The sequence below is a fragment of the Calothrix sp. NIES-3974 genome, from assembly GCF_002368395.1.
GTDB lineage: Bacteria > Cyanobacteriota > Cyanobacteriia > Cyanobacteriales > Nostocaceae > NIES-3974.
In genome coordinates, this window is the sequence record NZ_AP018254.1 from 4,637,061 (window position 1) to 4,649,938 (window position 12,878).

A 12,878-nucleotide genomic window follows, 5' to 3' on the forward strand; every position below is an offset into this window, starting at 1 on the left:
ATCATCCACTATCCTAGGACAACAAATTAAGACCCGATGGACCGAAGTGCGACAAGTGCCACTGCTATGAAAGAACCCAGCATGAAAGATCACAAACGACTTCTCTTAATCGATGACGACCCCAACCTGATATTGCTGGTGAAGGATTACTTGGAATTCCGAGGATACGAAGTCATCACTGCCGAAAATGGTCGCGAAGCTCTAGATATTTTGGAGCAGGATATTCCAGATATGATCATTTGTGATGTGATGATGCCAGAAATGGACGGATACACCTTTGTCGAACAAGTGCGGCAAACGGAGCGCACAAGTTGGATACCTGTTCTTTTCCTTTCCGCCAAAGGTCAAAGTGCTGACCGAGTTAAAGGTTTAAATAAGGGTGCTGACGTTTATATGGTTAAACCCTTTGAACCGGAGGAACTGGTTGCGCAAGTAGAATCTTCCCTGAAGCAAACTATTCGCTGGAAGGAGCATCAAGCCAAGGGTGGGGAAAATGGTTCCCGGATTCAAGTACCTTTTGATGTTCAGTTGACCCCAACAGAGTTGAAAGTTGTACAATTCGTTGCCAGAGGTCTAGCGAACCGGGAAATTGCGGAAGAATTAAATGTTAGTCAACGTACTGTAGAAAGTCACGTTTCTAATATGTTGGGTAAGACTAATCTCCACAATCGAACTGAGCTAGCTAGATGGGCAATTGAGAATCAAATGGCTTAAGTTCTACAGGCATATATAGTTACTTGAGAATTAACAGCTAGTTTGGGAATTTTGATATTCGTTAAACTAGCTGTTTTTTTGTAAATTTTAAATAATTAGGGTCTGCGGAAAAAGTCTTTTAGTAGGGAGAGACGCGACATGTCGCGTCTGTACAGGGAATATTTAAGCCAACTATTCCACTTTTCACAAGACCCAAAAAATTACAGTAGGTGTAGTCTTCTTGTAGAGAACTACAGGACTTACGCAAAGAAGATTTGTCCGCAGCGACCGAAACGCAGTTTCCGGAAGCAAGCTAGTCATAACGCAGTGGCGTTACTTTTGCGTAAGTCCTAAGCTATTGTACGCAACTAAAAATCAAAATAGTTCATTCCCTATGAGTTTTAGGGTTTTGTGGGGAATGCAGGTTATGTACTTGGTAGGGGTTGTTTGACTTCTATGGGATGGGGTAAATCTGTAACTACACCCATTGCCATTTGCATTAAAATGTTTTGAGAACTTGATTCTGGGGAATCAGCGCTGGGACGGCGTTGTATATATTTGCCATCCGGTTGTAATTCCCAAGCATTGCGGTTGTCTGCTAACATAATTCCCAGGATTTCCTGTAGGTCTTTGATGATATCTGGGTCTTGGATGGGGGTAATAGCTTCAACGCGACGGTCTAAATTGCGAGGCATCCAATCGGCGCTACCGATGAAGATTTCTTCGTTACCTTGATTGTAAAAGTAGAAAATACGGGAATGTTCTAGGAAGCGACCGACAATACTGATAACGCGGATGTTTTCGCTAATACCTTTTAATCCTGGTCGTAGACAGCAAATTCCCCGAATAATTAAGTCGATTTGCACTCCTGCACGGGAAGCATCGTACAACGCTGCAATCATTTGCGGATCGACAAGGGAGTTCATCTTGGCAACGATTCTACCGGATGCACCGTTTTCAACATTTTCGATTTCCCGTTGGATTAATTCTAAAAAGCGATCGCGCATATTCACCGGTGCAACGAGGAGTTGGCGGTAGGTCTTTTGGCGAGAATATCCGGTTAAATAATTGAAGAGGTCGGTTAAATCTGCACCGAGTTCTTCCCGACAGCTAAATAAGCCTAAATCTGTGTACAGTCTGGCTGTTTTTGGGTTGTAGTTTCCTGTACCAATGTGGACGTAACGCCGAATCCGGTCTTTTTCTCGACGGACAACCATAATGGTTTTACAATGGGTCTTGAGCCCCACTAGACCGTAGACGACGTGGACACCGACACTTTCTAATCTTCTAGCCCAGTAAATATTATTTTCTTCGTCGAATCTGGCCTTGAGTTCCACTAATACGGAAACCTGTTTCCCATTTTCAGCCGCCGCAATTAATGCATTCACAATCGGTGAATCCCCGGAAGTCCGATAGAGGGTCATTTTGATTGCCAACACATCCGGGTCATGGGCCGCTTGGGTAATAAATTTAACTACGGATGCGGAAAATGAGTAATAGGGGTGATGTACCATTAAATCGCGATCGCGAATTACGGCAAAAAAGTCCTTACCATCCTCCAACTCACTGGGAAGACCTGCTGTTAGGGGGTCTCGTAGTCTTTGTAAACGATTGGGAACGACTGCTTGCCAAGGTACATCCTTTAATTCGGGGGCAGGAAGTGACATAAAATACATCATATCCCGCAGTCCCAGCAACCCATCGACTTCGTAAACGTCATTTTCGGATAAATCCAGGTCTTGTAATAATCTGGAGCGGATATCCTCTGGTGTCTGGGATTGAATTTCGATCCGAACAGGTGTACCTCCAACCCGCCTTTTGCGTAATTCCTGTTCAATCGCTAAGAGTAAATCATCGGCTTCATCTTCTTCCAGGGCTAAATCGGCATCACGGGTAATCCGGAAGATATAATATTCGAGGATAGTCATCCCTGGGAACAGGGCTTCTAAATTGTGGGCGATCGCTTGTTCGAGGGGAACTCCTGTCCACAGGGAAGGTTTACCGTTATTTTGGATACTTAAATCCCTCGGTAGGGGTAAAAAGCGGGGTAGAACCTTGGGAACCTTCACCCGTGCAAAAAATTCCTCATCGGTTTCTGGGTTTTTGATGACAACGGCTAAGTTCAAGCTCAAATTGGAAATGTAGGGGAAGGGATGGCTAGGGTCAACGGCTAGGGGTGTAATGACGGGGAAAATTTGTTCGTGGAAATACTGATCTAAGTATTCCCGTTGGGCTGGATTTAAATCTATATAATCGAGGATATGGATATCATTTTTGGTCAGTAGGGGTCGCAGAACCTTTTCAAAGTGCTGGTGTTGTTGCGCAGCCATCGGTCGTAAAGCGGCAGAAATATCATCTAGCTGTTGTTGGGGAGTACGACCATCAAAGGTTAATTTACTTACCTTGGCTTCAACTTGCTGTTTGAGTGCAGCAACCCGAACCATAAAAAACTCATCTAAATTGGAACTGAATATTGCTAGGAATTTTAGTCTTTCCAGTAAGGGTGTGCGTTGATCCATCGCTTCACTCAACACCCGGTTATTAAACTCTAACCAACTTAACTCACGATTAAAGTAATACTGTGCATCTGATAAATTCACGGAATTAGTGCCTTTTTTTGTTTTTGCCATGACAGATTATGGGGACTGGATAGGGAGCAGAAATAGATTATTTATAGAGATATGACCGTTGTGGTTGTCTGTAATTGGGTTAGATACACCTAGAGTAAAGTCCTGGTTTATCGCCATCTTGCTCACGGTCTAGTTTTATATGTATATGTTTCATGGGGTTTTAGGTGACTAAATTTACTCTTACAAATAATTCACCGTATAAATACTGAAATAAATTTCCGCATGGTTATTGATAGTTAATTATTAAGCTGCAACAACAGCCTGGCAATAATCTATAGTAAATGAAAAATCAATCCACTACTATGCATCTATAGAGGATTGACAAAATTCGATGATACGCTTGATTCCTGAATCGAGGGGAAATCCTCCATAGCAATGGAGACGACCCGTCGGGTCGTCTCTACTCACAATTACAATTTTTTCCACCTATGCTTACCGTGCTTGTTTTTGCTTTAAAACCGCAGCAGACACAGGTAGCTTAAGGTTTTGATTATAAATAAATTCCCGACTAATTTCCACAGGACGCTTGGGTAATGCGTCACTGATATCTAAATTTTCTTGGGGAGGGATTCTCAGGATGTATTTACCAACTGGGACTCCATCTAAACGATATAAACCATATTCATCGGTGACACCGGAAAGAACCCGTACACCACTTGCATTAACTAATTCGACTCGAATTTGACCGACGGGTTGTCCTGTAACATCTGTAATTCGTCCAGCTAAACCGAATTCAACTCGCAGGGGAAAATCCAGTTTAGTCACCGCAGAATTAGCAACTTCCACCACAAAGCTGGTTTTGGGTGTGCTGACTTCCACGGGTAACTCATCGGGTTCTAATTCAACGGTGTATATTCCCTCCGATAGACCACCAACAAAGAAATTACCGCTTCTATCGGTGATTGCGTTACCGACAACCCGATTCCGATTATTAATCACACGTACACGGGAACCAGACAAATCGATTTTGTTGGGGGAATCAGCAAGCTGTAAACGTCCTGCGATCGCACCGCGTTCCTTACTGATTCCGCTATAGGTTGCGGGGGTAACGCGTCCTCTAGCAAAGGATAAATCGGATACTAAAGATAGGGTGAATCGATCATCGCCAAAACCACCAAATAAACCACGCGATCGCGAAGGAATACCCTGGTATTCGACCCTAGCGAGTAGTCCTGGTAATACTTGCATTCCTGCACTTGCAAGGGGTGCAACCTCCCCATCCCGTAGCGCTAATCCTAAACTCCACGATAAACTACGGAAGTCACTGGGGTTGCGTCCTACGGTTAAAGCATATCGTCCAGGGATATTTTCTCCAAATTCATTACCCAAGGATAGTTCATAATCCCTAGCAAAGCGATAGGTCAAATTGGAATTATACACTCCTCCAAAGGAACTAAATCCTAAGCGAGTTCGCCAATTTGGTTGATAAAAAGCGTTGAGTAAATAGCGTCCTTCAATATCTGGTCTACCATTCAGGGATAGGCTAGAAAAAGGACGAATTGTGAATGTTGGTAAAATATAATTTGAATCTGTAATTTCGTCTTTAAATCTACGCGCAATAAACCCAATATTTAAATTATTACTGGGACGATAGGCTACTTCTAAACTATGATTAAATTTTTCTCCCCGTCCCCTTGTCCGACTAAATCCTTCCGGTAAGGATTGGGAATTCGCACTAATTTCCAACTGGTCTAATTGTACATCTAATTCTGCCGCATATCCCATTTTTCCATCGGAAGTTCCCACACTTGCAGATAACACCACAGGATTAGCTAAACGCCAAATTAAACCCGCTTGAGATTGAAATGCATCCGGTGCAGCTTGGAGGGAACCTTCAAAGGTTAAATTATTTGATAAACCTTGACGTAGTTGATAAAAACCAACAAATTTACCACTATAATCAGCAGTCAAATCATCAAAAAAAGCACTTTGCACCAAATTTCCGCTAAATCCGAAACCCCCAAGTTGGACATTACCACCTGCTGGTAATAACAAATCGGAAGCATTGATTCTCACAGAACGCACGGTAATCGGTACATTTAAATTACTCCGATCAAAAATCGCCACTTCCACCTCATTATTACGACCAATGGGTAGATTGACATCCACAAATTCGTATTTACCATCAAAACCAACTACCTGTTGAGCAACAGCAATTCCTGCTACCCGTAATTGGGCTATACTAGCGGGAGGTGCTTCCCCGGTAAATGTTTGCATGGGTCGAGAACGTCGTGGTAATAATTCGCTAGCACCATAACTTCCCCGGAAGCTTTCAGCAGGTAAGTTTGTAAAACCAAGCTGCAAACCTGTTAAATCAATGGAGTTAATTAATGGGTGTAAACCCACCTGTTGACGACCAAGTTGATAACGAAATTGACCGCTACGTTTGTAGAAAAAGTATTCAGAAATATCCGGTTGATTGACAAAGTTATTATTCAATCGCATTCGCCAAGAACCGCCAGCAATTCTCCCTCCTAGTTGAGTCGAACTCCTCAATCTAGTATTACCATAAACACGGGTAATATTTAATTCTTGACGAAGGCTAGAAATTCCATTATTAGGAGCTAAAAATTCTGGTTGAAGTTCAACTTTTCTTCCCTGTTGATTTGTACTACGCCAAGGTAAATCGGCTGCTAGGGTTAAATCAGCAGTATTTAAATCTAGGGAAATTCGTAGTTTGTTGGCTAATTCCGTATTGCTAATATAGGTGACTCCATTAATTTCCCGTAGGGATTGGGGGTCTAATTTCACTTCTCCTAGGGGGGTGATTACAGTATAAATAGAACCAGATTTTTCGGCGCTAAATCCAGTCACTTCAGCAAAGGCTTCAATGGGAATTAATAATAATTTCCCTTCTTGAATAATATCTAGTGTGCCAACTTCTCGTCCGTTAATTGTAACTGCAACTAGGAAGGGTTCACCGGGAATTCTCGCTAACTGAATGGTGTTGCTGGGGAAAGGATTGGGATTATTCAGGTTAGCAGCAGAATTTTTGAGTTTTTCTGTTAAGGAATTACTAACTGCTGCTACTTTTTGTGGATTATCTTCTGTTTCAATTGTTTCAACCTTGGCATCAGTAGGGGAGGAATTATCGGATAAATTGGAATTATTTGTCGTAGCGACTAGATGAGATTTATCTGTATTTGGGGTAACTTGATATGCAATATTTTTATTTATGGAAGCCGAAATAGAAGCATTAATTAATCCTTGGACAATGGCAATAAGACGCGATGAGTCTAAATTGGGATTACTAGCTAAAGAAGAATTTTGATTATTTGGTGATTTCTGATTATTTTGAGAATTTAAACGAGTAATAAGATGACTGTTTTGTAAATGGGAATTATTTTCTAATTGATTCTCAGAGTTATTTTCAGAATTATTCTCAGAATGTTTACTAGCAGTTTCTCCCGGTTTGGTCGCAACCTCAAAATTACTATTTAAAGCCGGATTTAGAGAAGCATACAAAGAAACAGCAACTAATTCCTGCACCGTTGCCAAAATTTTCCCCAGGGGATTTCCATCTGGATTGCTAGCAGAATTAGCTGCAACTGTCTTTGAGGTAATTTCTTGCTGATTAATCTGGGAATTATTAGTTTGATAATTATTGACTGTATTATCAATATTTTTATCCTGATTATCACCCCCAGAGAGAGAAGATTGTTCTAAATTTGTAGAAGCAATCAATTGACGCTCTGGTTGCGAACTTCTGAAACATTCTTTTTTTTCTGGTTCAACTTCAGAATTAACTAAAAATTTTGTTAAAAGATGATTCACCAAATTGGTTTTGGTGGAATGGGAAGGATGGGTATCACAAGTTGTTGATACCCCCGATTCAGGACTATGGAGAATATCTTCAGTTCCCGTCTTCCCTACCCCAGATACAGCATCGGTTGTTTTGGAAGTAAGACGAGAAGAAACCACCCCTTGAGTTAAAGCAATTCTCCCCATTGGAGATGTACTTGCAATTGTTTGAGGTGTAAGAGTAATTATGACTGGGGGTGGTGCTGGTGGTAAAGCTGGGTAGAGCATATCTTCATCTATTTTGAACTTTCGATGTTGGATTGTCGATTTTGGTCTATTGCTGGGAATTTGTAGCTGGTTGTTTTTCCGGTTGGGTATTGGGATTTGTCGCGGGAATTGTAAAAGGAACACCTTTATTAATGGGAATTCCACTTAAATCAGCTTTAATATCAAGCACATAATTTCCCGGAGGTAATTGCTTATTAAAGGGTAATCTGAGTTGACGACGAGTTCCGGGTATGACTCCAGAAAGTTGAATTACACCAGCATGAACAACATTTGCTGGTAGTTTTGCTCCCCTTGTACCAACATCATTGATTTTTTGAGTTTTCTCTGCACCGGGATATTGACTAGCTGGGTAAATTGCATACTGTCCTCTCATTCGGACATGAGCATTACCATTACTGGAAATATCAAACACTGCACTTGTACCACGGGGATTAGTGGTAATATTCACTGAATTCACAGTTCCGATCCGCTTAATTTCCCCTGCATATCCGTAGACAATGACTCCCACTAAACCAATCGCTTGAACCGCTTCCCGATTGGTAGGTGAATTTTTGATTTCCTGAAAATAAATTACAGCTCGATGTTCCCCTGCTGCTAATTGGGTTTTTGGACGCACTACAAATCGAACCGTTTGGGTTTGTCTTGGGGGAATGGTAAAGCGTGAAGGTGTAAACACAATCCAACGGTCAAAGGAATTTTCTGTGGAGGGAATATCTTGTACCTCATTGGTTTTGGGGTCAGTTGTCCATGTCCGGACAAAAGCTTCCATTTCCACCGGTTCGTTAGCTAAATTCGTGATTCTAATCGATTGTGATCGCGTTTTATTGTTAATATCTAATTCAAATCGAGGTGGACTAACGCTAATTTCCATCGCTTCAACGGATGGTACACTCAATCCCACCATACTCAGCATACTTAAGGCAATACCAATTGATTTTTTTAACATCTCAATTCTCACCATCTCACCCACCTAAATCACTGAAAAATACTTAATTTTGAATAATGTTTAAATTATTGAAATTCGTCAACTACAAAAATATCTGAACACCCCAGTGTTGAGAATTAGTATTTCTCACACCAGAAAATTATATTAAAATTTCGCATATAACCTACTGAAAAAATTATTCTCCTGTATTCCGTCTCCCCTATTCTCAAACAATTATAAACATCCTCCACTTCGACTCAATATACACACCGATAACTTTCCACCGTGTTTTCCCGCTCTTGCTCGTGACGGGTCGAGGACAAATTGTACACTACCTTGAATCACTGCAATATTGCGCTCATTATCCCGAAATAGTAATTCCGATTTTTCATCTTTAAGTACCACATTCACCGTAGAACGAGGATTGGATTGACTACTAAATAAATTTTCCTGGTTGTTATAACCTTTGAGGGAATAGGTGACTCTAATCGGTTGGGATAATTGGTCTAGGGGAACTCGTCTTGTCCATACAAAATTCCGAATTATACTATTTTGAAATGGTGCGGGTGCAAGAAGTTCGGGTAGGGAAGTTGCAACTCCCTGATTCACTGGTAAAATCTCCTCTGGTTTAATGGGGTCAAGGGTTTGTGTTTGGGGAAAATTATTTCCGGTGACATCTAATACTTCGATGGGAATTGATTCTTCTGCTCCTACATGGGTGAGGGGGAAAAATAGTGTAAATAAGGTAGTTAATAGATAACTTAGCTGGAGCCAAAACCAGAATTGATTTCGATTTTTCATCTTTCACCCTTGAACTTGATTTGACTTTTCTGACTCATTGGTTCATGAATGCATGATGTAAACGTGTGTGGTGCAGCTTCTCTTAAAGAAGTCAATTGGATTCAATTAATTAAACCTTGTCTATCTTGAAAAGAGGAGTTTTGACTGCAACTTCAGATTTCAACATAGACTCGATTTAAGTTAATTCATAATTTGTCATTCGTAATAGCCTGTGGCAATGCTTTGCGTACGTAACTATGAATTAGTTGAACTTCACCTCGAATGTAAATACTTAGAACTTAGGGGTAATTAAACCCTTATTTGTAATTCGTAATTTGTAATTCATAATTCATAATTCGTAATTGTGAATTAGTTGAACTTCACCTCGAATGTAAATACTTAGAATTTAGAGGTAGGTTAATTAAACCCTTTTGAATTACGTCGTTACAGCCTTGCTGTAGGTTATTATGTAGCTTACTCCCACGTAGGAGTATGATGAATTTTTGCAAATCAATCATCTGTGCTACTGCTGATAAAAAACCTGGATGCAGGTGAAATTCCTGCACCAGATTAATGTCTACATAGACTATGGTGCTTGTACAGCGCGTACTGTTAACTTACCACCAATATATTTACCCGCAGAAGCGTTTGCTGGATTTAAAACACCTCCAGCAGTAGCACGGAGGAATTCAATATTTACTGTTGCACCACCGACAACAGCTTCTTCTGGATCGAGGTTTTTATTTGTACTCGCAAAAGTTGCTGAAGCATTATTAATACGAGCACGGTTTGCAAGTCCAGTCGGTGCTGTACCCTGTAATGCTAAAATATTGCTGCCAGGAGTAGGATTAACGGTCACTTCCACCGTACCTTCGTTACCCCAAACTGCAAATAAATTGGGAATTTCCTTGGTGATTTGTTGTACTGAACTTAAAGAACCTGGACCACTTTGAGTTAACTGTTGTGCTGTCAAGGTATCAACATCACCACCAGGAACTGTATCAGTGCTTGCTTCTGTACCGTTTGCGGTAACGTTAATAACTACTCGGTCAAATGTCCGCAGAAATAATGCAGGTGCAACGTTAACTTCAACATCAACATCTCTTTGAGCATTCGCACGAGCAGGTGTAGCACTGATAGTTGTACCAAATAGGGTGATACTTGCTGCAATTAATCCTAATACTTTCTTATTCATTTAAAAACTGTCTCCTCAGTCTTCGTAATTCGCTAATTTTGTAAATAGTTTGAATTCGTTCAATTTGTGCAATTTTTGGCTTTCGCAGGTGCAGATAAATGGGTTTTACTATTGATAGTTGCAGATACTCCCCAGTTAGCCCTAGTTTTTCTCTAAATGAGAAATCTGCCTTTGGGAAAACCATTTTTATCACTATGTAGGATTACAATTTTTCGACTTAGGTATCACCCCCTGTGTATATAACTCAAAAATCTGTTTTGGTTCATGCGTATGTATTTTCATGATTTGGTGATGAAGCGATTTGAATCATTTACATTACGCTGGACGGGATAATTTTCATTTCACGTAATTACCAAATAATGCCAATTCACAATTCACAGTTAATTAATCCAGGTTCGACAAGGATTTTATAACTTGGATGTGTTTTTTGGCTGTGAGGGAAATGGTATAACTAGTAATTATAGGTTTTGGTATAATTAGGACTTACCCATGTTTCCCACAAATTCTGCACTTTTGTTTGTAATTAGAGCTTTTGTGCTGAGGCAATAAGGACTAAAGTCCTCACTACGAACTTCAAATTTCAAATAATATGTTAGTCCAGTAAGTCCTGATAGTGGGCGATTAATAATTGTTTCCCAGGAAATATACTTTGCTCATTTTTTGGCGATCGCGAAATTATTAAAAGCTCCAATTAATTAAGAAAAACATATTTCTATTAATACTTTCCTGATTTGTTCACATCAAGAATGTAACCTTTTTGCCCAAAATCTAACTTCAGTAATAACATGGAAATATAATGCTGGCAAAAATTTTTTTTATCAGTGTTATCACTTAAGTGCTGATACTAGCTAAATCTCAACCCTGGACAAAATCAAATGATTCTGCGGCAGGATTTGTAATGACCAGATTAAGTTTTGCAGATCCTGTTGAGGCAAAATTAGTTATAATACAGCAGATGATTGGTGGGTAAGCTGTTGCGCATTTAAGTTGCATATTAACTACTTTTGATGGATGACTGTTAACTTGATAAATGTCAACTGTTAGCCGTCAATAGCAAATCAAGTAGTTATGTGATTTATGTGAGTTTTAGCTAAAAATGTTTCAGGCTACACGTCGCCGTTTGGCAATTTGGTACACAGCAATTACAGCAGTTTTACTATTGGTGTTTGCCTGTGGGGTTTACCTATATGTCCGGGAAACTCTGGTGGAACGGATTGATGATACCCTCAATCATGTGGTGGAGGTAGTGGAGCGATCGCTGGCGATTGAACGAACCAGTTTGGATACTTACCATATTAATATCGAGGCCAGTTTCCGGGATAATGCTGATAGTGTGGAGGATGACCACATTGATATTGAGTGGTTTAGTCCAACGGGGGAGTTGCTCTGGTCTACTTTTTCCCAACCTTTGGATATTCCCATACGTGGTAATCACATCGGTGAGACTGTGCGTATCCAACGTCAACCGGATAATTTAGATGCATGGCATGACAGTGAAAACCCGGATGATTTCACTTTGGTTCTGCGACAAGTTACTCAACGGGTGGAGTATGGACGGCAAGTATTGGGTTATTTGCGGGTCAGCCATCCCTGGTTTGAGGTGACAAAACCCAGTCGTCAGTTGATTGTGGATTTGGGTTTAGGAATTGTTTTGATGATTGTTTCCGTCGCTGCTAGTGGATGGTTTTTGTCGGGGAAAGCGATGGAACCGGTGGGGGAATCCTACCAACGTCTCAAGCAATTTACCGCCGATGCATCCCACGAATTGCGCAGTCCTATTGCTTTGATTCAAACCAATGTGCAAGTAGCGATCGCGGAATTGGATAGTTTAGATCCCATTTATCAACCTAACGGTTATACTATCACCCATTACCGTCACCAACTCCAGGTGATTGAAAGATTAACCCAAAGATTGGGAAAACTCGTTAATGATTTGTTATTTCTTGCTCGCAAAGATAGCGGGATTGAGAACGATGATTTTACACCCTGTCCCTTAGATGCACTGTTAATGGAAGTGGTGGAGGAACAGCAACTGATCGCCCAGGAACGGCAAATTAGTTTAAGTTTAAAGTTAGCGGAGACGGAAAATCCATCCTCGGAACAGGCTGATGATTGGTTTTCAGTCCAGGGAAATTGGGAACAGCTAGGACGATTATTCACTAATTTAATTGGTAATGCATTACGTTATACCCAACCTTTAGGAAGTGTCACCGTCACTCTCTCCCGCATCGAAAACCACCAAAGGCGTTCTGCTTTGCGCTCTTCCGCCTATCTCAAAATTCAAATCAGTGATACTGGTATCGGTATTCCCCCGGAAGCCATACCACGCATTTTTGACAGATTTTACCGTGTTGACCCCGCTCGTACCCACCAAGGAAAGAATCAGAATGTCAAGGGTACGGGATTAGGATTAGCGATCGCTTCTGCCATTGTGGAAAATCATGGGGGACAAATCGGTGTTGACAGCAAACTTGACCAAGGAACAACTTTTACTGTTTTGCTACCTGTAAATTGAAAAATAGGGAGTTGGGAATAGTAAAGACGCGATATATCGCGTCTCTATATCCTGTAATATCGTTTACGCTAATGGTTGCTACATATCAGGAGCTATAACCGTTGATTACTC

7 protein-coding genes are annotated in these 12,878 nt (G+C 40.8%); 2 read left to right on the forward strand and 5 right to left on the reverse strand.

From position 1 onward, the window contains the following. Nucleotides 1-36 precede the first annotated feature (36 nt). Nucleotides 37-714: a response regulator transcription factor gene (locus CDC37_RS18675; protein WP_096624009.1), complete on the forward strand. Its 678-nt coding sequence runs from the start codon at nt 37-39 to the stop codon at nt 712-714. 404 nt (nt 715-1,118) lie between these two features. On the opposite strand, the gene ppk1 is transcribed toward CDC37_RS18675, so the two are convergent. From ppk1 to CDC37_RS18700, 5 genes are all read right to left on the reverse strand, one after another. Then, the gene (ppk1, locus tag CDC37_RS18680) at nt 1,119-3,323 is read right to left on the reverse strand and encodes a polyphosphate kinase 1 (protein WP_096624011.1); all 2,205 of its coding nucleotides are present in this window, start codon (nt 3,321-3,323) and stop codon (nt 1,119-1,121) included. 432 nt (nt 3,324-3,755) lie between these two features. Further along, on the reverse strand, nt 3,756-7,352 hold the full coding sequence (locus CDC37_RS18685; protein ID WP_096624013.1) for a carboxypeptidase regulatory-like domain-containing protein: 3,597 nt from the start codon (nt 7,350-7,352) through the stop codon (nt 3,756-3,758). Nucleotides 7,353-7,398: 46 nt separating this feature from the next. Further along, nucleotides 7,399-8,298, reverse strand: a complete 900-nt coding sequence (locus CDC37_RS18690) for a fimbrial biogenesis chaperone (protein WP_096624015.1) — start codon at nt 8,296-8,298, stop codon at nt 7,399-7,401. A 213-nt stretch (nt 8,299-8,511) separates the two neighbouring features. After that, nucleotides 8,512-9,078 (reverse strand): hypothetical protein, encoded by a 567-nt coding sequence (locus CDC37_RS18695; RefSeq protein WP_096624017.1) that lies wholly within the window; start codon nt 9,076-9,078, stop codon nt 8,512-8,514. A gap of 565 nt (nt 9,079-9,643) precedes the next feature. Then, nucleotides 9,644-10,252: a hypothetical protein gene (locus CDC37_RS18700; protein WP_096624019.1), complete on the reverse strand. Its 609-nt coding sequence runs from the start codon at nt 10,250-10,252 to the stop codon at nt 9,644-9,646. Nucleotides 10,253-11,348: 1,096 nt separating this feature from the next. Here CDC37_RS18700 and CDC37_RS18710 point away from each other — a divergent pair. Next, the gene (locus CDC37_RS18710; RefSeq protein ID WP_096624023.1) at nt 11,349-12,767 is read left to right on the forward strand and encodes a sensor histidine kinase; all 1,419 of its coding nucleotides are present in this window, start codon (nt 11,349-11,351) and stop codon (nt 12,765-12,767) included. The last annotated feature ends 111 nt before the right edge of the window (nt 12,768-12,878 follow it).

Coding starts and splice junctions, on each gene's coding strand:
- CDC37_RS18710 (WP_096624023.1), top strand. CDS start 11,349: ATGTTTCAGGCTACACGTCGCCGTTTGGCAATTTGGTACACAGCAATT.
- CDC37_RS18690 (WP_096624015.1), bottom strand. CDS start 8,298: ATGTTAAAAAAATCAATTGGTATTGCCTTAAGTATGCTGAGTATGGTG.
- CDC37_RS18685 (WP_096624013.1), bottom strand. CDS start 7,352: ATGCTCTACCCAGCTTTACCACCAGCACCACCCCCAGTCATAATTACT.
- CDC37_RS18695 (WP_096624017.1), bottom strand. CDS start 9,078: ATGAAAAATCGAAATCAATTCTGGTTTTGGCTCCAGCTAAGTTATCTA.
- CDC37_RS18675 (WP_096624009.1), top strand. CDS start 37: ATGGACCGAAGTGCGACAAGTGCCACTGCTATGAAAGAACCCAGCATG.
- CDC37_RS18700 (WP_096624019.1), bottom strand. CDS start 10,252: ATGAATAAGAAAGTATTAGGATTAATTGCAGCAAGTATCACCCTATTT.
- ppk1 (WP_096624011.1), bottom strand. CDS start 3,323: ATGGCAAAAACAAAAAAAGGCACTAATTCCGTGAATTTATCAGATGCA.